Raw genomic sequence first — 21,544 nt, 5'->3', positions numbered from 1 at the left:
GTGTCGCGGGTGAGCGTCTACGGGACGAGCACGATCGACCCGGTGGTCCGCCGCGCTTCCAGGTCTCTGTGCGCCGAGGCTGCGTCGGACAGTGGATATCGCGCGCCCACTCGGATGTCGAGCACCGCGTCCGAGACTGCTTTGAACACCTCACCTGCACGCCATTCGAGCTCGCTGCGGTCGCGAATGTAGTGCGCCAGTGACGGACGGGTGAGATAGAGCGAGCCTGCCGCGTTGAGACGCTGCGGATCGAACGGGGGCACCGGGCCGCTGGCCGCGCCGAACAGGGCAAGTGTTCCCCGGATGCGCAGCGAAGCGAGACTGCGCTCGAACGTGTCTGCGCCCACGCCGTCGTATACGGCATGGACACCCTCACCGCCGGTGAGGGAGCGCACCTGCGTCGCGAGATCGTCGTCGTAGCGCAGCACCTCGGCGGCGCCCGCGGCTCGCGAGATCGCCTCCTTCTCGTCGGTGGACACCGTCGTGATCACTCGCACGCCTTTGGCGGCGGCCAGTTGCGTCAGGATCAGTCCGACGCCCCCCGCGCCCGCGTGGACGAGGATCGAGTCGCCCTCGGCTGCTGGATACGTCGACTCCAGCAGATAGTGCGCTGTCATGCCCTGCAACAGAGTGGAGGCGGCCTTGTCGGCGGGGACTCCGTCCGGTACTGCAACGGCAACATGCGAGGGCACAACAGCCTTTTCGGCGTATGTCCCGGTGCCGGTCGCCCAGGCCACGCGCTGCCCGGCGCAGAATTCGGTCACCGACGGGCCCACCTGCTCGATCACTCCGGCACCCTCGGCTCCGGCAACGTAGGGAAGCTCGCGCGGGTACAGGCCACTGCGGAAGTAGGTGTCGATGAAATTGATCCCGGCAGCCTCCACGCGCACGAGGAGCTCACCCGGCCCCGGGACAGGATCGGGAACATCGACGACGAGCAGAACGTCGGGACCGCCGGTCTCACGAATTTCGATGGCACGCATGGTGTCGTTTCTACACCGGCACTCCGGCGGGTAGTGCGGCCGTCATTGTTACCGAGCGGTATTGTCGATTCATGGCGACCGAAGCGAAGAACACCACAGCAGAAGATGCGACGGCAGAAGTGAAGGTACCCGGCGGCGTGTTGTCCGCAGTGAAGACCTTCGTCGGAGAGCACGGAGGCTCTGCCAGCGTCGTGATCGCACCGATCGGCCGAGCCGGGTACCGGATCACCCTGGTCGGTGCGGACGGCGTCCTGGGCGATCAGGTTGTCAAGAGCGAGGCCATCGCGCGCGCTGTCCTCGCTTCGGTCGACTCGCTGACCGAAGCCGAGTGGGATCGCGAGCTCGTCAGTTCCGTCAATCCGGCGCCCGGGCACTACCGCAAGATGGCGGGATGGGTCGCCAATCAGAAGCGCTTCCCTGCGGCACGAAACGCATCGTTCGCTGAATAAGAGTCGTACCGGGCAGCATTCTCGTCAAGAAATACGGCGATCGATGGAACCGCTGGGCGGTTCGGCGCGTCGAATCAAGTGGAGAGGTAGTCGGTCATCTGAGGGGGAGACCGGCTACCTCTCCTCTGTCGTTGCAGGACCGCCCGCTGCCGGACCGACCGATGCCGGTGGCTTCTGTGCGGCCTCGGCGTCCTGTCCGTAGGTCCGAGTACGGCTGGCGGCCCACACTGCGGCCGTTGCGGCGGTGCATATCCCAGCACCGGCGACGTGGATCGCCACGAGCGCAGCCGGCACGTCAGTCCAGTACTGCACGACCCCGACCAGTGACTGTGCGAGGACGACTCCGATCAGAATCTTCAGGCGCTTGGTGATCGGTTCGGGTGCCCGCACCGCGTAGAGGGCGAAAGCGAGTCCGACCAGTAGTGCCAGGTAGCCCACGAGCAGCTGGGAATGAAGGTGCACGAGGGTGACGATTTCCACCTCGAGGCGGGGGACCGGTTCCTCGATGCTCTTGTCGCCCGCATGTGGCCCGGCTCCGGTCAACATCGTGCCGGCCACGAGAACGCCCGCGAGCAGGATGGCCGACAGCCCAGTGAGCAAGCGCAGCGGCTCGGGAACTGTGCCTACGACAACCGTCGCGTCGTCTGGTTCACACACCTTGAAGTAAAGCAGGGTCGCCAGCCACACCATTCCCATCGAGACGACGAGGTGGATGGCGACGGTCCACCACAGCAGACCTGTCAGCACGGTGAATCCGCCGATGATCGCCTGTAGGACGGTACCGAGCGGCATGAACCAGGCGAACCGCAGGACCCCGCGCCGTCGGCGTGCCCGAGTCACCGCCAACACGACAGCTGCGGCCGCGAGCACGACGACGAAGGTGAGCAGTCTGTTGCCGAACTCGACTGCCTGGTGCAGGAATGGGACCTCGGCCACTCCGACCGGGGTGAAGCTGCCAGGAAAGCACTGTGGCCAGGTCGGACAGCCGAGGCCCGACGCCGTGACTCGCACGATCGCGCCCGTCACCGCGATACCGCCCTGGGTGAGGATGACGATGATCGCCAGTATTTTCTGGGTCCGCAACGATGGCAACGGCAACCGGTCGACAAGGCTCAAGAACGCTCGATACAGCACCTAGCGATGGTAATCGCCGCACAACTACACGGCGTCGTTGACCCCGTATGCTCGATCAGACGAATCGGAAGGTTCGCACTGCCATCGATCCGCACAGCACTGCCCAGCCGGTGAGAACAGCGACGCCGAACCAGTCCCAGGACCCGTCGACGGCCTGACCGAGTGCCTCGGCGAGAGCACCGGACGGAACCAGTCTCGCTACGGTGTGCAGGGCCATCGGGAGATCGTCCGCAAGAACGACGAGCGAGCCGATGCCCAACATGATGAACCAGAGGATGTTCGCCAGAGCCAGCACGATTTCTGCGCGTAGTGTGCCGCCGAGCAACAGACCCATGGTCGCGAAGGTGACTGTTCCCAGGGCGATGACGATCGCGCCGAGGAGTAGCCCCTCCAGGGCAGGCCGCCAGCCGAGGCCGACACCGATCGCGCCCAGCACCACCGATTGCAGAATGACGACGGACAGTACAGCTGTCGATTTGCCCGCGATGATGCCCCATTTGGGGAGCGCGGTGGCGCCGAGCCTTTTCAGTGCACCGTAACGACGGTCGAACCCCACCGCGATCGCTTGGCCGGTAAATGCCGTCGACATCACCGCGACCATCATGACAGCGGGAACGACCTGGTCGACGGGGTGATCGCCCATCGCCCCCAGTGGCAGCAGAGTCAGTCCGATCAGGAGGGTGATCGGGATGAACAAGGTGAGGAGAAGTTGCTCACCGTTGCGCAGCAGCAACTTCAGTTCGAGGGTCGACTGCGCCGACAGCATGGCCACGGGCGAACTCGCCCGCGGCGCGGGTGTGAACTGTCCGGCCGCGAACCGGTTGTCGGCGAGACGGACATCCTTGCGCGAGGTCATCTCCGCAACTCCCTGCCGGTCAGCTCGAGGAACACGTCTTCCAATCGTCGTTGATCGACCTGCAATTCGGTGGCCAGGACATTCTGCTCGGCGCACCAGGTGGTGACGGTGACGAGAACGTGTGGCTCGATGACACCCTCGATGACGTACGAGCCCTGGGTTTCCTCGACCGGGCGATAGCCGGGGGGAAGCGCTGCATCGAGTAGCGAGAGTTCGAGTCCGGGTGGCGCGGTGAATCGCAGCCGACCTTCCGCGCCCTGTTTGGTCAACTCCGATGCGGTGCCAGAGGCGACGATCTTCCCGTGATCGATGATGACGAGTTCGTCGGCCAGTTGCTCGGCTTCGTCCATCAGGTGCGTGGTCAGCAGGACGCTGACACCGTCTCGACGAAGGGCATCGATCAATTCCCAGACGAGCAGTCGCGCTTGGGCGTCGAGGCCGGCGGTCGGTTCGTCGAGAAAGACGAGTTCGGGGCGGCCGACGATTGCGCACGCGAGGGCGAGGCGCTGCTGCTGACCACCGGACAGTCGCCGGTACGGAACGTGCACTGCCTGCTCGAGTCCCAGGCAGTCGAGCAGCCAATCGGCATCGAGCGGGTTTGCCGAGTACGAGGCCACGAGTCGCAGCATTTCCCCGGTCTTCGAGCCTGGGTAGGCCCCGCCGCCCTGCAGCATCACGCCGATACGTGGCCTGAGCTGGGAAGACTGCGTGATCGGGTCGAGGCCGAGCACCCGCACCGAACCCGAGTCCGGCGTGACGAACCCCTCGCACATCTCCACGGTGGTGGTCTTTCCCGCGCCGTTCGGACCGAGGAGCGCAAGCACCTGAGCCTGTTCCACGATGAACCCGAGCCCGTCGACCGCGGGCACTCCGTCGTACGACTTGCGGACATCGGTTACCTGGACTGCGGGCTGCGCCGACTTCGGCGCCTGGGCGATCACGAGGAACCAGCGTATTCCCCACCGACCCGGTCCGGTGTCGACGGTCCGGTGTGCGGGCGCCACGGAAGAGACGACCGTGTTGCCAGGTACAGAATTCCGATGGTCAGAATCGTCATCACCGCAGCCTGAACGATCTGGAACGGCAAGTACTCACTGCCGTTGGGCATCAGGATGACGCTCACGATCGAGGAGACGACGATTGCCGGCCCGCGGAACGCCCGGGTCGTCGCCCACGCCGCGAGCGGGATGACGGCCCAGAGCAGGTACCAGGGCTGCACGACGGGAAAGAGCAATACGAGTGCGCCGAGCGAGACGCCGAGTGCCCCGACGGGGTGCACGCGTCCTTTCAGCACTGCGACCAACATCCGCAGTGCGATGAACCCGGCGACCACGGCGGCGATCGGGCGCGTGAGACTCAACACAGCGGTCGTGTGATCGCCGAGGCCGAGGAGAACTCCGACGAAACCGGTGCCGAGTCCCAGAATCGTGGGTAGCGACATCCAGCTTCGGACCGCACTGGCGGTGTTCAAGGTATTGATCCACCCGAAACCGAGGCCGCTGACGACACTTACTCCGCCGATGACGACGACAGCGATCGCGGCCAGCAGTGCCGCCGATGTCAGTACCGCCCGAAGTGATCCACCCCATCGACGCGCGAGTGCCATGCCGATGAATCCCAGTGCCAGCAACGCTGGAATCTTGATCGTGGCCGCCAGTGCGATAACCGCCACCCCGGACAAGAGCAACCACAGGGAAGTGCGGCGAATCGGCGCGGAGGATTCGATCGCCCGCAGAGCCAATTCCGTTCCGGCGAGCATCAACCCGATCATCATGGCTTCGTTGTGGATGCCGGCGACGAGGTGAAAGAGCAGCAGGGGGTTGGCTGCTCCCAGCCAGAGCGCGCTGACTGCCGCGACGCCGCATCGACGCGCGAGCCGGGGTAGCGCCCAGACGATCAGGGCGATCCCCGCAAGCGCGAGAATGCGATGGAGAAAGATCCCGGACACGATGTTCTCGCCGGTCAACCAGGTGATGCCGCGGCCGATCCACAGAAACAGCGGACCGTAGGGCGCCGGTGTGTCGCGCCAGATGTTGGGCACCGTCCGGGTCAGCACGTTGTCGACCCCGAGTGCGCCGGCGGGACCGACTTGGTACGGGTCGAGTCCGCGCGCGGTGATCTCGCTCTGCGCGAGATAGGAATAGACATCCTTGCTGAACATCGGCGGCGCAACGCACAGCGGCAGGATCCACAGCAGCAGAGTGCGGTCCAGCTGCGACCGGGTCAGTCTTCGTGGTGGGCCGTGACGAAGGCGCCCGACCGCAAATCTGCCGAGTAGAAGCCATGCGAGAACCACCATGACGGTGCCGGTCATTGTCACCGTCAGCGCCGTGCTCGCCATACGTGAGGGAAGGCTGAGTATCCGGATGCCCACCACGGGGTTTTGCAGCACGGGCTGGGCGCCCGCCCCGAGCGCCCCGACAGCCATGAGGATTGCTCCGGCCGCACCGAACTGCCGGACTCTGCGCAGCTGCACCGTCTCGGTTTCGTTCAGGCCGGGTGATTCGTGCTCGTCACCGTGCAGGATCGACACTTTCGATTGCCGCTGGTCGGGATCGAGGCCGATGAGGCGACTGACCGGTCGAGTCAGCTGTTGCAGGCGCGACGCGGTGCCAACGGGAGCGGCGCTCGCCTCCGGTCGAACCGCAGACGGCGTCGGCGATGTCCCGGCGTTCTGATCGTCTGCGGTCGGTGGCACGCTTGGCAGCGTAGCGGTGCGGACTCCGGTCCCTGGCAGCGCCGACGACGAAGGGCACCCTTGCTGGACCGCTCTGCGTAATTCCGTCACACTGGTGTTGTGAAAACATCAGCCAGTTCCACGCGCGGGGACGTCGATGCCGACGTTCAGCGTCGTGTGGGTGCAGACGCCTTGCGGCAGACGCGGGCTGTCGCAGGTCACACAGGGTCCAACGCCCACGACGGCCAGACACGAGGTGCAGTGGTCGCGCTGCTGCTCGAAGAGGGTCCGATCACCGCATCCGACATCGGAACACGGCTCGGTCTCAGCGCAGCCGGTGTTCGACGTCACCTCGACGCACTGATCGACAACGGGGAGGCGCGCATAGCCCCGTCGGCAGCACTTCGTCGTCGCGGACGCGGTCGCCCGGCCAAGCACTTTCAACTCACCGCCATCGGCCGCAGCAGGCTCGGGCATACCTACGACGATCTGGCGGGTGCCGCAATGCGGCAATTGCGCATCATCGGCGGTGACGCCGCGATCGAGACGTTCGCAAGAGAGCGCGTCGACGCCATCGTCGCCGACGTGGAGCCTGCAGGCGGTGATCGTCCGGCCGATGTCGAGCAGACCGCCGAGCGAATCGCCGACGCCTTCACGGCCGCCGGGTTTGCTGCCTCCACACGCGTCGTCGGCAACGGCGTCCAGATCTGCCAGCATCATTGCCCCGTTTCGCATGTCGCATCGGAGTTCCCCGAACTGTGCGACGCGGAACGTAAGGCATTCTCCGATCTGCTGGGAACACACGTGCAACGTCTCGCGACCATCGCGAACGGCGACTGTGCTTGCACGACGCACGTACCGCTGAACACCACTTCCAACTCAGCAACTCCCGGTGCACAGCCTCGCACCGGCACGCGCACAAGCCTCCGGAAGGAGCTCGCATGACTGTCACACCCGATCAGGTGGCGCCCGCATCGCCGATGACTCAGGACGAGACCATCGCGTCCCTGGGCACGTACGGCTACGGCTGGTCCGATTCCGACGTTGCTGGATCGAGCGCGAAGCGTGGCCTTTCCGAGGCAGTGGTTCGAGACATCTCAGACAAGAAGAGCGAGCCCGAGTGGATGCTCGAGGCGCGCCTGAAGGCGCTCAAGACCTTCGATCGCAAGCCCATGCCGAACTGGGGTTCCAACCTCGACGGAATCGACTTCGACAACATCAAGTACTTCGTGCGTTCCAGCGAGAAGCAGGCTGCGACGTGGGAGGACCTGCCGGAGGACATCAAGAACACGTACGACAAGCTCGGCATCCCCGAGGCGGAGAAGCAGCGCCTGGTCTCCGGTGTCGCCGCTCAGTACGAGTCCGAGGTGGTCTACCACTCGATCCGTGAGGATCTCGAGGCGCAGGGTGTGTTGTTCCTCGACACCGACACCGCACTCAAGGAGCAGCCGGAGCTGTTCCGCGAGTACTTCGGCACCGTCATCCCCGCAGGCGACAACAAGTTCTCCGCACTGAACACCGCGGTGTGGTCCGGTGGATCGTTCATCTACATCCCGCCGGGCGTCCACGTGGACATCCCGCTGCAGGCCTACTTCCGGATCAACACCGAGAACATGGGTCAGTTCGAGCGCACGCTGATCATCGTCGACGAGGGCGCTTACGTGCACTACGTCGAGGGCTGCACCGCGCCGATCTACAAGTCGGATTCGTTGCACTCCGCCGTGGTGGAAATCATCGTCAAGAAGGGCGGCCGTTGCCGCTACACGACCATTCAGAACTGGTCGAACAACGTCTACAACCTGGTTACCAAGCGCGCGAAGGCTGAGGCAGGCGCGACGATGGAGTGGGTCGACGGCAACATCGGCTCCAAGGTCACCATGAAGTACCCGGCGGTGTGGATGACGGGGGAATACGCCAAGGGTGAGGTTCTCTCGGTCGCGTTCGCCGGCCCGGACCAGCACCAGGACACGGGTTCGAAGATGCTGCACCTGGCGCCGCACACGTCCTCGAACATCGTCAGCAAGTCGGTCGCCCGAGGTGGCGGTCGTACCTCCTACCGCGGTCTCATTCAGATCAACAAGGGCGCATACGGCTCCCGTTCGACGGTCAAGTGCGATGCCCTGCTCGTCGACACGATCTCGCGTTCGGACACCTACCCCTACGTCGACATCCGTGAGGACGACGTCTCGATGGGTCACGAGGCGACCGTGTCCAAGGTGAGCGACGATCAGCTGTTCTACCTGATGAGTCGCGGTCTGACCGAGGACGAGGCGATGGCCATGGTTGTGCGCGGGTTCGTAGAGCCGATCGCGCGTGAACTCCCCATGGAATACGCGCTCGAACTCAACCGGCTCATCGAGCTCCAGATGGAAGGATCGGTCGGTTGAGCAACCCACTTACAGGAGTCCAGGGCGCTGTTGCCTCGGAGAACCCGAGCACGGTCGTCGGCGCGAAAGAAGACAAGTCGAAGCTGGTTGCGAACAAGGGCGCGCAGTTCACCTCCTACGACGTCGATGCCTTCGAGATTCCGTCGGGACGTGACGAGCTCTGGCGCTTCACTCCGTTGCGTCGACTCCGCGGCTTGCACGACGGCTCGGCGGTTGCCACCGGTGAAGCCGACATCGCTGTTGCTGCCACCGACGGTGTGACGGTCGAAACGGTCGGTCGTGACGACGCACGCCTCGGCGTTGCCGGTGTCCCGGCGGATCGTATTTCCGCGCAGGCGTACTCGTTCTTCAGCCAGGCAACGGTCGTGTCCGTGGGAACGGAGACCGAGGTCGAGGAGCCGGTGCAGATCACGGTCACCGGACCGGGCGTCGACGGCGTCGCCTTCGGGCACCTCCAGGTGCGCCTCGGTGCGTTCGCGAAGGCCACCGTCGTCATCGACCAGGTCGGTAGCGGGACATACGCGGAGAACATCGAGTTCGTCCTCGGTGACAACGCGAACTTGTCGGTCGTGCTGATCCAGGACTGGGAGTCCGACGCCGTGCACGTCGGAGCGCATCATCTGCGGCTCGGCCGCGATGCGGTGCTGCGTCACTACAACGTCAGCCTCGGCGGCGATCTGGTTCGCGTGAGCCCCACCGTGCATTACGACGCCCCGGGTGGTGACGCCGAACTGCTCGGTGTCTATTTCGCGGACGCCGGGCAGCACCTCGAACAGCGGCTCCTCGTCGACCACACTGCGCCCAAGTGCAAGTCCAACGTGCTCTACAAGGGTGCGTTGCAGGGCGAAACGGGCCCCGGCAAAGTCGATGCTCACACCGTCTGGATCGGCGACGTGCTCATCCGAGCCGAGGCGGAGGACACCAGCACCTTCGAGTTCAACCGAAACCTCGTGCTCACCGATGGGGCGCGCGCCGACTCGGTACCGAACCTCGAGATCGAGACCGGGGAGATCCTCGGTGCCGGTCACGCCAGCGCGACCGGACGATTCGACGACGAGCAGCTCTTCTACCTGCGGGCACGCGGGATCTCCGAGTCGGCGGCGCGCCGGTTGATCGTGCGCGGCTTCTTCCACGAGATCATCGACCGCATCCCCGTTGCCGCGGTCCGCGAGCGCCTCGACGCCGCGATCGAGGCCGAACTCGCCATCACCGGCGCCTGAGTCATCACACGAGACTGCTAAGGAATTTCATGTCCACGCTCGAAATCCGCGACCTGCACGTCAGCGTCGCCAACACCGATGTCACCGCCGAGTCGATCAACATCCTCAACGGTGTCGATCTGACGGTGAAGTCCGGCGAAACACACGCCATCATGGGACCCAACGGATCCGGGAAGTCGACGCTGTCGTACGCGATCGCGGGTCACCCCAAGTACAAGGTCACCTCGGGCACCATCACCCTCGACGGTGAAAACGTGCTCGAGATGAGCGTCGACGAGCGCGCGCGGGCCGGCCTGTTCCTCGCGATGCAGTACCCGGTCGAGGTGCCGGGGGTGTCGATGTCCAACTTCTTGCGCACCGCGGCCACCGCTGTTCGCGGCGATGCACCGAAGCTGCGGCTCTGGGTCAAAGAGGTCAAGGCGGCCATGGCTGAGCTCGACATCAAGGACGAGTTCGCTGAGCGCAGCGTCAACGAGGGCTTCTCCGGCGGCGAGAAGAAGCGCCACGAGATCCTTCAGCTCGGATTGCTCAAGCCGAAGATCGCAATTCTCGACGAGACGGACTCCGGTCTCGACGTCGATGCTCTGCGGGTCGTCTCCGAGGGCGTCAACTCGTACAAAGAGCGCGAAGACGGCGGCGTCTTGCTGATCACGCACTACACGCGGATCCTGCGCTACATCAAGCCCGACTTCGTGCACGTGTTCGTCGGCGGCAAGATCGTCCAGTCCGGTGGCGCGGAACTCGCTGACGAGCTGGAGTCGAACGGCTACACCGCGTTCACCGAGGCCGCGACAACGGGAGCGTGATCATGGCTGCACTTGCAGCTTCTTCGGGCGCTGCATCTGATGTTGCAGCGAGATTGGATGTCGCATCGATACGGAAGGACTTCCCGATCCTGGGCCGAACGGTCCGGGACGGCAAGCCCCTCGTTTATCTGGACTCCGGAGCGACATCGCAGCGTCCTGTTCAGGTGCTCGATGCCGAACGTGATTTCCTGCTCACGTGCAACGCGGCGGTGCATCGCGGGGCGCATCAGCTCGCCGAGGAGGCCACGGACGCCTACGAGGACGCCCGCGCTGCGATTGCGTCATTCGTCGGTGCGCACGTCGACGAGATCGTCTTCACCAAGAACGCTACGGAAGCGTTGAATCTCGTCACTCACGTTCTCGGTGACGACAGGTTCGACCGTCACGTAGGCCCGGGTGACGAGATCGTGATCACCGAACTCGAACACCACGCGAACTTGGTGCCGTGGCAGGAGCTGGCGCGGCGAACGGGAGCGACGCTGCGCTGGTACGGCGTCACCGACGAAGGCCGCATCGACCTCGATTCACTCGAGCTGACCGACGCGGTGAAGGTTGTTGCGTTCACCCACCAGTCGAACGTCACCGGCGCAGTCGCACCGGTGCAGGAATTGGTCCGGAGGGCACGCGCTGTCGGGGCGCTCGTGGTGCTCGACGCATGTCAATCGGTTCCGCACATGAGCGTCGACTTCCACGAATTGGACGTCGATTACGCCGCGTTCTCGGGGCACAAGATGCTCGGGCCGTCCGGGGTCGGCGTGCTCTACGCGAAAGCCGCGCTGCTCGCGTCGATGCCGCCGTTCATCACGGGTGGTTCGATGATCGAAACCGTCACGATGGAGAAGTCCACGTACGCTCCGCCTCCCCAGCGGTTCGAGGCCGGCGTGCCGATGACGAGCCAGGTGGTCGGGTTGGGCGCGGCAGTGCGATACCTCGAGCGGGTGGGTATGGATGCCATCGCCGCACACGAGCACGCGCTGGTGGCGAAAACACTGGAGAAGCTCGCCTCGCTGGACGGCGTGCGGGTGATCGGGCCGACCGACAACGTCCAGCGAGGATCCGCGGTGTCGTTCGTCGTGGACGGCGTCCACGCACACGATCTCGGCCAGATCCTCGACGACGAAGGGGTTGCCATTCGTGTCGGACACCATTGTGCTTGGCCACTGCATCGGCGTTTCGATGTCGCAGCCACGGCACGGGCGTCCTTCGCGCTGTACAACACACTCGACGAGGTGGATGTGCTCGTCGCGGCCATCGAGCGGGCGCAACAGTTCTTCCTGAGCGGAGCGTCCGTCTGATGCGTATGGAGCAGATGTATCAAGAGGTGATCCTCGATCACTACAAGCATCCCCACGGGCGCGGTCTGCGCGAACCGTTCGGTGCCGAGGTTCACCACGTCAACCCCACCTGCGGCGACGAAGTGACCCTACGGGTCCACATCGACGACGCCGGAATCGTTGCCGACGTCTCCTACGACGGTCAGGGCTGTTCGATCAGTCAGGCAGCGACGTCGGTCCTCACCGACCAGGTGGTGGGCCTACCAGTCGAGCGGGCGTTGACAGTCGTCGACGCGTTCAGTGCGATGGTGGGTAGCAGGGGTAGCGTCGACGGTGACGTCGATGTCATCGGAGACGGAATTGCATTCGCCGGAGTATCGAAGTATCCGGCTCGTGTGAAGTGTGCACTTCTGGGATGGATGGCTTTCAAGGATGCGGTTGTTCGCATAGTGGAGGCCCCTGCAGGATCTACAGGGCGCAAAAACGACGAGGAATCCGCACGATCCGGAGGACAGTGAACATGACCGAAACGCAGCAAACACAGCCGACGGAATCGACCCCAGCCGAATCCAACCCAGCCGAATCCAACCCAGCCGAATCCAGCCCAGCCGAATCGACTCCAGCCGAATTGTCTCTGGAGGAGATCAAGGTCCTCGAAGATCTCGAGGAGGCGATGCGCGACGTCGTCGACCCCGAACTGGGCATCAATGTCGTCGATCTCGGACTCGTCTACGACATCAAGATCGACGCCGAGGACATCGTGACCGTGGACATGACCCTGACCTCGGCGGCCTGTCCGCTGACCGATGTCATCGAGGATCAGGCGCGAGGTGCGTTGGTTCGAAGTGGCCTTGCCGCCGACCTCAAGATCAACTGGGTCTGGATGCCGCCATGGGGGCCGGACAAGATCACCGACGACGGGCGTGAGCAGCTCAGGGCGCTCGGTTTCACCGTCTGACGCAGTCTCCGCCGATACGACCCAGGCTTACGCGCCTTTGCGAGCCTGGGTCGTTTTCGTGTCGGTGCCTTCGTCCGCGCTCTTCTCGGCAGGCTTCTTGGCCGTGGTCTTCTTTGCCGCTGCCTTCTTGGCTGGTGCTTTCTTTGCGGCGGTCTTGCTCGAAGGCGTCTCTTTCGCGGTGGTCTTCTTCGGGGCAGTCTTCTTCGCCGTGGCATGCTCCGGCTCGGTCTTGGAATTCCTGCCGGCTGCCTCCACGCTGCGTTGAAGCGCGGCGACCAGGTCGACGACCTCGGCATCCTCGCCGTCGTCGGAGGACTGCTGTTCGGTGTGGAAGACCTTTTCGCCGCCGTTGGCGATGGTGTCGTCGATAAGCTTGCGCAGTTCGATCTGGTAGTCGTCGGTGTATTCGGTGGGATCGAAATCGGCGGACATGCTCTCGACCAGGGTGGTCGCCATCTTCACTTCTTGCGGACGCGGTTTCGGGGCATCGTCGAGCGAGGGGAACTCTGCTGCTCTCACCTCGTCGGGCCACAGCAGGGTCTGGATCACCAGTGTCTCTCCGCGCACGCGCAGTGCGGCCAGACGCGTCTTCTGGCGCAGGGTGAAGTGCACCAGTGCAGTGCGTTCGGTCTCGAGCAGGGTCTGACGAAGGAGGACGTACGCCTTGGGCGAGGACGAATCCGGCTCCAGGAAATAGCTCTTGTCGTAGATGATCGGATCGATTTGTTCGGTCGGAACGAACTCGAGCACCGGAATTTCGTGCTTTTCCGCTGCAGGCAGCTTGTCGAAATCCTCGTCGGTGAGCACGACTCGGTCGCCGTCGGGGGAGTCGTAGGCCTTGTCGATGTCCGCGAATTGCACGGAATTGCCGCATTCGGAACAGATTCGGTCGTACTTGATCCGTCCGCCGTCCTTGGCATGCACCTGGTGGAATCGGATGTCGTGCGTTTCCGTCGCCGAATAGACCTTGACGGGGACGTTGACGAGCCCGAAGGCGATCGAACCCTTCCAAATGGAACGCATGGGACTCATGATTCCCGAGAAACGACCGGGATGTCGACCTTTGTGCCGCGATTTCCCTTTCCGATGAGGGTGCGCGCAATCGCCAGGCGTGCCGCAGTGGGCAATGACGGGAACATTCTCGTCATTGCGTGAGCCGTGCCGACGGCATCGGAACGTCCGGACAAATAAGCCCTCTGCAGCGAGGTCGGTAGGTCGAAGAAGCTCGCGAAGAATTCTGGCACCAACTCGGGGGCGAGACCCAGGGTGGTCCTGAGCCCCAGATCACGCAGACGTCCCACCGCCCAGGTCGACACCGATCTGGTCCGACGCTGCGTGCGCAACGCATCGACGACGCCGTCAGTGGCGCCGAGTGCAGCGGCGACGCTGTAGCCGGTCGCGGGATGCATCGCCGAGGACCTGGCACCGATCCGCAGCACTCCGCGCTCGCCAGGCTCGCGGGGCGGCGCCTGTACCGGAAACCGAACACGCTCGATGTCCTCGGTGCCTGCCAAGGTGACACCTCGATTGGCCAATCGCGTCTGCAGTCTCGCGTGCAGTTCTCTCGGGTCGAGCGGAGGCCTACCCACGAGGCAGGTCTCCTCGAGGAGAATCGAGTCTGGTCCGAGCGAGACCGCATAGAGAAAGCTGGGCACGTCGGCGGAATCGGTGCCGTTGTCCGGGCGCCAATCCATGAACCAGGCGCCCGACCCCTCCAGCACCGGTTCACCGATTTCGCGATCGACGATCACCCCGAACGCGGTCTGCTCGGCGAGGCCGGCCACACCGGTGGACCCGCGCGCGTCGACAACCGTCCGAGCCCGGATGAGTGTCCCGTCGGTGAGAATCACCGATGTCGGAGTGACGGCGGCGGCCGTGCCGGTCAGGGTCCGTGCCGTCGGGGCCGTGAGCGCATCTTGCAGGGCAGAAGTGTCGAGCACGCAGTAGGTGCGGTCGATGGCGTGACGTTTGGTGGTCCAAGCCGCCGGTGTATCGGTTACCGACGCGATCACGGCACGCGGCAGCCACTCGGGCAGCTCGTCCAACCACGCGGAGTACGTCGGAGTCCAGCGCCTCGCCGGGTGCGTATCGATCGCGATGACGTCCAAGCCCGCAGCGGCGGCACGATGAGTCAGGGCACGACCGGCCGGTCCCAGACCTAGGACGACCACTTCGGCGCTGTGCGAGCCTGGCAACGGAGCGCTCACAGTCCGCCGGTTGCGAGCAACCCGCCGTCCACCCGGATCGTCTCGCCGGTGATCCACGACGCCTCTTCGGAGACGAGGAACCCGATGAGGCTCGCAACGTCCTCCGGAGTGCCCAGCCGTTTCATCGGATACACCGAGGCGGCCGCATTCTCGCCGGCGGCGACCAGCGCCTCCGCGAACTTGGTCTTGACCACTCCCGGCGCGACTGCGTTCACCCGAATGGCTGGGCCGAGCTGCCACGCGAGTTCCTCGGTGAGCCGAATGAGAGCAGCCTTCGATGCGCCGTACGCGGCGATGACGCCCGTGGAGCGAAGGCCTGCCACGCTGGCCACATTGACGATGGCGCCGCCATGTTCGCCCATCCAACCTCGATATGCTTCCTGCACGAATCCGAGGGTAGCCACGACGTTCGTGTCGAACAGCTTCTTCACGGCATCGAGGTCGGCGTCCATCAGCGCGCCGTACACCGGATTGATGCCGGTGTTGTTGATGAGAATGTCGAGCGAGCCGAACTTGTCGATGGTGTCGGCCACGGCACGGCCTCTCGAATCGCTGTCGCCCGCGTTGCCCGGTAGTGCGAGCACCTCGGCGTCCCCGGCGGCGGCGGTCTGCAGTTCGCGTGCGGCTTCGGCGAGCGGTTCGGGCTTGCGGGCGGTGATCGTCACATTGGCGCCGCGGCGCAGCAGCTCGGCGGCGACGGCCTTTCCGATACCTCGGCTGGCTCCGGTGACGAGCGCCGTTCTGCCGGTCAGATCCATGCCGTGATGTGTCCTCGCGTCGCTCATGCGCCAGACGTTACCGGGGTCACCCTCCGAGATGGTCGAAGCACGCTGCGCAGGGGGTTAAAATGAGTGGTTGCTCGGGCCGCTGCAGGCCATCATCGATTCGGATCGCAGCCGGTACGGTCGGCAACAGTTCTGCACATGATCGACAATCGCTAGGAGTTCACGCGTGATTACCGCCACCGACTTGGAAGTTCGTGCCGGTGTCCGCACGTTGCTCACTGCTCCCGGACCCGCCCTTCGAATCCAGTCGGGCGATCGAATCGGTCTGGTCGGACGGAACGGGGCAGGCAAAACCACCACCTTGCGCATCCTGGCCGGTGAGGGTGAGCCGTACGCCGGATCGGTCGTCCGTACGAGCGACCTGGGCTATCTGCCGCAGGACCCCAAGGAAGGCGATCTGGACGTTCTTGCGCGTGACCGAGTGCTCTCTGCTCGCGGACTCGACACTCTGTTGCACAAGATGGAGAAGCAACAGGCCCTGATGGCCGAGGTTGCCGACGAGGCTCGGCTGGACAAAGCAGTACGCAAATACGGCGAACTCGAGGACACCTTCTCCTCGCTCGGTGGGTACGCGGCCGAAAGTGAAGCAGCGAGAATTTCGAACAGTCTCGGTTTGCCCGATCGCATCCTCGGCCAGCCGCTGCGCACTCTTTCCGGTGGTCAGCGCCGACGCGTCGAGCTTGCGCGCATCCTGTTCTCCGCCTCCGATGGTAGTGGCGGTCGGTCGGACACCACACTGCTGCTCGACGAACCGACAAACCACCTCGACGCCGACTCGATCACCTGGCTGCGTGGATTTCTCCAGAATCACGAGGGTGGTCTCATCGTCATCAGTCACGATGTCGAGCTTCTCGGTGATGTCGTGAACCGCGTGTGGTTCTTGGACGCCGTTCGCGGTGAAGCCGATATTTACAACATGAACTGGAAGAAGTACATCGACGCCCGCGCCACCGATGAGCAGCGGCGTCGACGCGAGCGCGCGAATGCGGAGAAGAAAGCTGGTGCACTTCGCGTCCAGGCTGCGAAAATGGGCGCCAAGGCCACCAAGGCTGTTGCCGCACAAAACATGGCCAAGCGCGCCGACAAGCTGATGGCCAATCTCGATGCGGAACGCGTGTCCGACAAGGTGGCGCACATTCGGTTCCCGGAGCCTGCCCCATGCGGGAAGACGCCGCTCATGGCCAAGAACCTGACGAAGATGTACGGCTCGCTCGAGATCTTCGCAGGCGTCGATCTCGCAATCGACCGCGGTAGCCGGGTGGTGGTTCTGGGGCTCAACGGTGCAGGCAAGACGACGCTGCTGCGTATTCTGGCCGGCACCGAGCGTTCGGATTCAGGGCAGATCGAACCGGGCCACGGTCTGCGGATCGGATATTTCGCGCAGGAACACGACACTCTCGACGATCGCGCCTCGGTGTGGGAGAACATTCGTCACGCGGCCCCCGATACCGGCGAACAGGAGCTTCGCTCGTTGTTGGGTGCGTTCATGTTCACCGGGCCCCAGCTCGAGCAGCCGGCCGGCACCCTGTCCGGAGGTGAGAAGACTCGTCTGGCGCTCGCCGGATTGGTCTCCTCAGCCGCCAACGTCCTGCTCCTCGACGAGCCGACCAACAACCTCGACCCCATCTCGCGTGAGCAGGTCCTCGATGCACTGCGCAGCTACAAGGGCGCCGTCGTTCTGGTCACACACGATCCCGGTGCCGCGGAGGCTCTCTCACCCGAACGAGTCATCTTGTTGCCGGACGGCACCGAGGACCATTGGTCACAGGAATACCTCGAGCTCATTCAGCTCGCCTGATCCTCGCAACGGATTCGGCTGTTCGTCCCTGGCCGACGAGCTCGTCCTCTACCCTTGTTACACGGGGGTCTCAGTAAGTGGTGTGTCGCTGACTGGAGGGACCATGGCGGTAACGCGAGCGCGAAAAGCCGGATCCGGCGAAGGCCGCGATTCGTCTCGGTTGTACGCCAAAGGTACTCGTATCACCGGTGATTCGCGCGACCGTCTTCAGTCGACGCTGAAGACGCAATACGAGGCCGGCGCCAGCATTCGGTCATTGGCCGAAAGTACCGGGCGATCCTACGGATTCGTGCACAGAGTGTTGGAAGAATCAGGCACCGTACTTCGCTCGCGCGGCGGACCGAACCGAAAGCGCGCGCTGTAGCGAAACGTCGCTGCTACGACGCCGATGTGTCGTTCTTGCGCACCGATTCCTCGACGAGGTCGAGCACCGCCGATAGGTTGTGGCCACCTTGACCGGATGCGATACGCGCGACCAAGCCGTCGAGTACCAGATCGAGGTAGTCGACCATGACGTCCTGGGGGATGTCGTCCCGCAGACGACCTGCAGTCTTCTGCCGCTCGAGGCGTGCGTGAGTGGCGTCGGTCAACTCGGCCGACTTCTCCGCCCAGCTCCTTCTGAAGTCCTGATCGGTTCGTAGCCTTCGCGCGATCTCGAGCCGCGTTCCGAGCCACTCGAAGCGATCGGGTTGCTCGAGAATGTCCCGCATCACCTGCACCAGACCCTGGGTCGCTGCCACCTCGGCCATTCGACGAGCATCTTCCTGCGCGAGAGCGAGAAACAGCCCGTCTTTGTCCTTGAAATGGTGGAAGATCGCGCCCCGTGACAGACCGGTGGCGTCCTCGAGGCGCCGAACTGTCGCGCCCTCGTAGCCGTACTCGGCAAAGCATGTTCGCGCACCGTCGAGGATTTCGCTCCGCCGCGCAGCCAACTGGTCTTCACTGACCTTGGGCACCTGTTCGTTCCTACTCTCGGTACAGGCGCTCTTGGTCGGAGCGCTCTCGCGGACGTGCACGAAGGACGATGGGCCCGGAAGCAGCACTTCCGGGCCCATCACAGTGTCGGCGGTTCGGTTACCTGACCGGTCAGCCCGCAACCATGTTGCGCAGCACGTACTGCAGGATGCCACCGTTGCGGTAGTAATCGGCTTCGCCGGGGGTGTCGATTCGAACGACTGCCTCGAACTCCACCTTGGTGCCATCGGTCTTCGTGGCAGTCACGGTGACCGTCTTCGGTGTGGTTCCGTCGTTCAGCTTCTCGATGCCGACGATGTCGAAGGTCTCCGTGCCATCCAGCTCGAGCGTCTTCGCACTCTCGCCCTCGGGGAACTGCAGGGGAACGACGCCCATTCCGATGAGGTTGGAGCGGTGAATGCGCTCGAACGACTCGGTGATGACGGCCTTGACGCCGAGCAGCGAGGTGCCCTTGGCGGCCCAGTCGCGCGAGGACCCGGAGCCGTATTCCTTGCCGCCGATGACGACGAGAGGGATGCCGGCCGCCTGGTAGTTCTGCGAGGCGTCGTAGATGAACGCCTGCGGGCCACCGTCCTGGGTGAAGTCACGCGTGTAACCACCCGACACGTCGTCGAGCAGCTCGTTCTTGAGCCGGATGTTGGCGAACGTACCGCGGATCATGACCTCGTGGTTTCCACGACGCGAACCCAAGGAGTTGTAGTCCTTGCGCTCGACACCATGCGAGTCGAGATACTGAGCGGCGGGCGTTCCGGCCTTGATGGGACCTGCCGGGCTGATGTGGTCGGTGGTGACCGAGTCGCCGAGCAACGCCAGCACGCGTGCACCCTGAATGTCCGATACGGGTGCCGGCTCCATCGTCATGCCGTCGAAGTACGGAGGCTTCCGAACGTAAGTGGAGTTTTCGTCCCACTCGAATGTGTCGCCCTCGGGGGTGGAAAGATTCTGCCAACGGCTGTCTCCGGCGAAGATCGTCTCGTACGACTTGCGGAACATGTCCTGGCTGATCGACGACTTGATCGTGTCGTCGATCTCCTGTGCAGATGGCCAGATGTCCTTCAGGTACACGGGATTGCCCTCGTGGTCCTTGCCCAGCGGGTCGGTCTCGAAATCGAAGTCCATGGTGCCTGCGAGCCCGTACGCGATGACGAGTGGCGGCGACGCCAGGTAGTTCATCTTGACGTCGGGGGAGATGCGGCCTTCGAAGTTTCGGTTGCCGGACAGTACCGCGGCGACCGTGAGGTCGTTGTCGTTGATGGCCTTCGAGACGGACTCGGGGAGCGGCCCGGTGTTGCCGATGCACGTCGTGCATCCGTAGCCGCCGAGGTAGTAGCCGAGCTTTTCGAGGTACGGCCAGAGGCCGGCCTTCTCGTAGTAGTCGGTGACGACCTGCGAACCCGGAGCCATGTTGGTCTTGACCCACGGCTTGGTCGACAGACCCTTTTCCACGGCATTGCGTGCAAGCAGCGCCGCGCCGAGCATGACCGATGGATTCGAGGTGTTGGTGCAGGAGGTGATGCCCGCCACGACGACTGCGCCGTGGTCGAGAACGAACTCGCCGAGTTCGTCGGAGACCACCTGGATGGGCTTCGACGGACGTCCTTCGGCGCCGTTGGCGGCCGACTGAACGTCGACGGCGCCATCGTCTGCGAAGGTGAGCGTGGCGGGGTCGGACGCGGGGAAGGACTCCTCCACTGCCTCGTCGAGCTGGGTGTGCTCGGTGGGGTAGTTCTCCTCGACGTAGTTGTGGATGTCCTTGCGGAACGCCACCTTCGATTCGGAGAGGAGGATGCGGTCCTGTGGACGCTTCGGTCCCGCGATGGACGGCACCACGTCACCGAGATCGAGTTCGATGTACTCGGAGTACACCGGTTCGTTCTCCGGGTCGTGCCACATGCCCTGTTCCTTGGCGTACGCCTCGACGAGTGCGAGTTGCTCGTCGCTGCGGCCGGTGAGGCGCAGGTAGTTGATGGTCTCTTCGTCGATCGGGAAGATTGCTGCGGTGGAACCGAATTCGGGGCTCATGTTGCCCAGGGTTGCGCGGTTCGCGAGGGGTACCTCGGATACGCCCTTGCCGTAGAACTCGACGAACTTTCCGACTACGCCGTGCTTGCGGAGCATCTGAGTGGCGGTGAGCACCACATCGGTTGCGGTGACGCCCGGCTGAATTTCACCGGAGAGCTTGAATCCGACGACACGGGGAATGAGCATGGAGACCGGCTGGCCGAGCATGGCTGCCTCTGCCTCGATGCCGCCGACTCCCCAACCGAGGACGCCGAGACCGTTGACCATGGTGGTGTGCGAGTCCGTGCCGACGCAGGTGTCGGGGTATGCCTGGCCTCGGCGCGTCATGATGGTCGGCGCGAGGTACTCGATGTTGACCTGGTGCACGATTCCCATGCCCGGGGGGACGACCTTGAAGTCGTCGAACGCGCCCTGGCCCCAACGCAGGAACTGGTAGCGCTCACCGTTGCGCTCGTACTCGAGGTCGACGTTGCGCTCGAGCGCATCGGACTGGCCGAAGACGTCGAGGATGACCGAGTGGTCGATGACCATGTCGGCCGGGGAGAGCGGGTTGACCTTGTTCGGGTCACCGCCGAGGGTGGTCACTGCCTCGCGCATGGTCGCCAGGTCGACGATGCAGGGCACTCCGGTGAAGTCCTGCATGATGACGCGGGCCGGGGTGAACTGGATTTCGATACTCGGGTCGGCGGAAGGGTCCCACGACGCAATCGAGCGAATATGGTCGGCGGTGATGTTGGCACCGTCCTCGGTGCGAAGGAGGTTCTCCGCGAGGACCTTCAGTGCGTAGGGCAGCTTCTCGGCGCCGGGCAGGGCGGAGAGGCGGAAGATCTCGTAGGAGTTCTCTCCGACTTCGAGGGTGCCCTTTGCACCGAACGAATCATTACTGGCGGTCACTTCAGCTCCACTCGTCTTGAGGCACACCGCCGACAGGGCTGTGTCGACGGTTGAAGCGAGGCGTACCTCGCTACCGTTGGGCGCGGGTTGACGTCTCGATTTTCGAGTCTAACAGTACG

Annotated in this window: 20 protein-coding genes; 10 read left to right on the top strand and 10 right to left on the bottom strand. The window is 64.1% G+C overall.

The genetic code is table 11. The features are described 5' to 3' along the window. Positions 1-17: 17 nt before the first annotated feature. Positions 18-983 carry a quinone oxidoreductase gene (locus J1M86_RS16310; RefSeq protein ID WP_206510656.1) on the bottom strand — a complete coding sequence of 322 codons (966 nt, stop codon included), beginning with the start codon at positions 981-983 and terminating at the stop codon, positions 18-20. Positions 984-1,054: 71 nt separating this feature from the next. Between J1M86_RS16310 and J1M86_RS16305 the strand changes: the two genes are divergently transcribed. Further along, positions 1,055-1,432 carry a hypothetical protein gene (locus tag J1M86_RS16305; RefSeq protein WP_206510655.1) on the top strand — a complete coding sequence of 126 codons (378 nt, stop codon included), beginning with the start codon at positions 1,055-1,057 and terminating at the stop codon, positions 1,430-1,432. 114 nt (positions 1,433-1,546) lie between these two features. Here J1M86_RS16305 and J1M86_RS16300 read toward each other — a convergent pair whose 3' ends face one another. Genes J1M86_RS16300 through mptB form a run of 4 tightly spaced genes read right to left on the bottom strand, consistent with a single transcriptional unit; the run spans position 1,547 to position 5,988 of the window. Further along, on the bottom strand, positions 1,547-2,566 hold the full coding sequence (locus J1M86_RS16300) for a heme A synthase (protein ID WP_206510654.1): 1,020 nt from the start codon (positions 2,564-2,566) through the stop codon (positions 1,547-1,549). A gap of 55 nt (positions 2,567-2,621) precedes the next feature. Beyond that, entirely contained in the window at positions 2,622-3,422 is an 801-nt protein-coding gene (locus J1M86_RS16295; protein ID WP_206510653.1) for an ABC transporter permease, read from the bottom strand. Beyond that, a complete protein-coding gene (locus tag J1M86_RS16290; RefSeq protein WP_206510652.1) occupies positions 3,419-4,363 on the bottom strand; it encodes an ABC transporter ATP-binding protein in 945 nt (314 codons plus the stop codon). The genes J1M86_RS16295 and J1M86_RS16290 overlap by 4 nt, the downstream gene beginning before the upstream one ends. After that, a complete protein-coding gene (gene mptB, locus J1M86_RS16285; protein ID WP_307786688.1) occupies positions 4,360-5,988 on the bottom strand; it encodes a polyprenol phosphomannose-dependent alpha 1,6 mannosyltransferase MptB in 1,629 nt (542 codons plus the stop codon). The genes J1M86_RS16290 and mptB overlap by 4 nt, the downstream gene beginning before the upstream one ends. A gap of 303 nt (positions 5,989-6,291) precedes the next feature. Between mptB and J1M86_RS16280 the strand changes: the two genes are divergently transcribed. Genes J1M86_RS16280 through J1M86_RS16250 form a run of 7 tightly spaced genes read left to right on the top strand, consistent with a single transcriptional unit; the run spans position 6,292 to position 12,744 of the window. After that, the gene (locus J1M86_RS16280; RefSeq protein ID WP_075838699.1) at positions 6,292-7,044 is read left to right on the top strand and encodes a metalloregulator ArsR/SmtB family transcription factor; all 753 of its coding nucleotides are present in this window, start codon (positions 6,292-6,294) and stop codon (positions 7,042-7,044) included. Next, positions 7,041-8,486 carry a Fe-S cluster assembly protein SufB gene (sufB, locus tag J1M86_RS16275; RefSeq protein ID WP_206510651.1) on the top strand — a complete coding sequence of 482 codons (1,446 nt, stop codon included), beginning with the start codon at positions 7,041-7,043 and terminating at the stop codon, positions 8,484-8,486. Before J1M86_RS16280 ends, sufB begins: the two co-directional genes overlap by 4 nt. Further along, positions 8,483-9,706, top strand: coding sequence for a Fe-S cluster assembly protein SufD (gene sufD / locus J1M86_RS16270; RefSeq protein WP_206510650.1), 1,224 nt, complete (start codon positions 8,483-8,485; stop codon positions 9,704-9,706). The genes sufB and sufD overlap by 4 nt, the downstream gene beginning before the upstream one ends. 29 nt (positions 9,707-9,735) lie before the next feature. Next, positions 9,736-10,512, top strand: coding sequence for a Fe-S cluster assembly ATPase SufC (gene sufC, locus J1M86_RS16265; protein ID WP_075838683.1), 777 nt, complete (start codon positions 9,736-9,738; stop codon positions 10,510-10,512). A gap of 2 nt (positions 10,513-10,514) precedes the next feature. After that, entirely contained in the window at positions 10,515-11,807 is a 1,293-nt protein-coding gene (locus J1M86_RS16260) for a cysteine desulfurase (protein ID WP_206510649.1), read from the top strand. After that, positions 11,807-12,304 (top strand): Fe-S cluster assembly sulfur transfer protein SufU, encoded by a 498-nt coding sequence (gene sufU, locus J1M86_RS16255; protein WP_075838684.1) that lies wholly within the window; start codon positions 11,807-11,809, stop codon positions 12,302-12,304. The genes J1M86_RS16260 and sufU overlap by 1 nt, the downstream gene beginning before the upstream one ends. 2 nt (positions 12,305-12,306) lie before the next feature. Further along, positions 12,307-12,744, top strand: a complete 438-nt coding sequence (locus J1M86_RS16250; RefSeq protein WP_241260173.1) for a metal-sulfur cluster assembly factor — start codon at positions 12,307-12,309, stop codon at positions 12,742-12,744. Between the two features lie 27 nt (positions 12,745-12,771). Here J1M86_RS16250 and J1M86_RS16245 read toward each other — a convergent pair whose 3' ends face one another. The 3 genes from J1M86_RS16245 to J1M86_RS16235 are packed head-to-tail and all read right to left on the bottom strand — an operon-like array spanning position 12,772 to position 15,736. After that, the gene (locus tag J1M86_RS16245; RefSeq protein WP_206510648.1) at positions 12,772-13,767 is read right to left on the bottom strand and encodes a Ku protein; all 996 of its coding nucleotides are present in this window, start codon (positions 13,765-13,767) and stop codon (positions 12,772-12,774) included. A gap of 5 nt (positions 13,768-13,772) precedes the next feature. Beyond that, positions 13,773-14,951, bottom strand: coding sequence for a lycopene cyclase family protein (locus tag J1M86_RS16240; protein ID WP_307786660.1), 1,179 nt, complete (start codon positions 14,949-14,951; stop codon positions 13,773-13,775). Beyond that, on the bottom strand, positions 14,948-15,736 hold the full coding sequence (locus J1M86_RS16235; protein ID WP_206510647.1) for an SDR family oxidoreductase: 789 nt from the start codon (positions 15,734-15,736) through the stop codon (positions 14,948-14,950). The genes J1M86_RS16240 and J1M86_RS16235 overlap by 4 nt, the downstream gene beginning before the upstream one ends. Before the next feature lie 166 nt (positions 15,737-15,902). Here J1M86_RS16235 and J1M86_RS16230 point away from each other — a divergent pair, with 166 nt between their 5' ends. After that, positions 15,903-17,534 carry an ABC-F family ATP-binding cassette domain-containing protein gene (locus J1M86_RS16230; protein WP_206510646.1) on the top strand — a complete coding sequence of 544 codons (1,632 nt, stop codon included), beginning with the start codon at positions 15,903-15,905 and terminating at the stop codon, positions 17,532-17,534. Between the two features lie 103 nt (positions 17,535-17,637). Beyond that, on the top strand, positions 17,638-17,898 hold the full coding sequence (locus J1M86_RS26440; protein ID WP_274611713.1) for a helix-turn-helix domain-containing protein: 261 nt from the start codon (positions 17,638-17,640) through the stop codon (positions 17,896-17,898). Positions 17,899-17,911: 13 nt separating this feature from the next. Here the strand turns inward: J1M86_RS26440 and J1M86_RS16225 are convergent, their stop codons facing one another. Together J1M86_RS16225 and acnA are read right to left on the bottom strand one after the other, a co-directional pair. Continuing rightward, positions 17,912-18,490, bottom strand: coding sequence for a TetR/AcrR family transcriptional regulator (locus J1M86_RS16225; protein WP_075838702.1), 579 nt, complete (start codon positions 18,488-18,490; stop codon positions 17,912-17,914). Between the two features lie 130 nt (positions 18,491-18,620). After that, positions 18,621-21,425, bottom strand: coding sequence for an aconitate hydratase AcnA (acnA, locus tag J1M86_RS16220; protein WP_206510645.1), 2,805 nt, complete (start codon positions 21,423-21,425; stop codon positions 18,621-18,623). Positions 21,426-21,544 lie beyond the last annotated feature (119 nt).

The organism is Rhodococcus sp. KRD197 (assembly GCF_017168235.1).
Lineage (GTDB): Bacteria > Actinomycetota > Actinomycetes > Mycobacteriales > Mycobacteriaceae > Rhodococcoides.
This window is presented reverse-complemented; position numbering and strand designations above follow the sequence as displayed.

Excerpts from the sequence above, each read along its gene's own strand:
- J1M86_RS16310 (WP_206510656.1), bottom strand. The coding sequence starts at position 983 with ATGCGTGCCATCGAAATTCGTGAGACCGGCGGTCCCGACGTTCTGCTC.
- J1M86_RS16305 (WP_206510655.1), top strand. The coding sequence starts at position 1,055 with ATGGCGACCGAAGCGAAGAACACCACAGCAGAAGATGCGACGGCAGAA.
- J1M86_RS16295 (WP_206510653.1), bottom strand. The coding sequence starts at position 3,422 with ATGACCTCGCGCAAGGATGTCCGTCTCGCCGACAACCGGTTCGCGGCC.
- sufB (WP_206510651.1), top strand. The coding sequence starts at position 7,041 with ATGACTGTCACACCCGATCAGGTGGCGCCCGCATCGCCGATGACTCAG.
- sufC (WP_075838683.1), top strand. The coding sequence starts at position 9,736 with ATGTCCACGCTCGAAATCCGCGACCTGCACGTCAGCGTCGCCAACACC.
- J1M86_RS16260 (WP_206510649.1), top strand. The coding sequence starts at position 10,515 with ATGGCTGCACTTGCAGCTTCTTCGGGCGCTGCATCTGATGTTGCAGCG.
- sufU (WP_075838684.1), top strand. The coding sequence starts at position 11,807 with ATGCGTATGGAGCAGATGTATCAAGAGGTGATCCTCGATCACTACAAG.
- J1M86_RS16250 (WP_241260173.1), top strand. The coding sequence starts at position 12,307 with ATGACCGAAACGCAGCAAACACAGCCGACGGAATCGACCCCAGCCGAA.
- J1M86_RS16245 (WP_206510648.1), bottom strand. The coding sequence starts at position 13,767 with ATGCGTTCCATTTGGAAGGGTTCGATCGCCTTCGGGCTCGTCAACGTC.
- J1M86_RS16235 (WP_206510647.1), bottom strand. The coding sequence starts at position 15,736 with ATGAGCGACGCGAGGACACATCACGGCATGGATCTGACCGGCAGAACG.
- J1M86_RS26440 (WP_274611713.1), top strand. The coding sequence starts at position 17,638 with ATGGCGGTAACGCGAGCGCGAAAAGCCGGATCCGGCGAAGGCCGCGAT.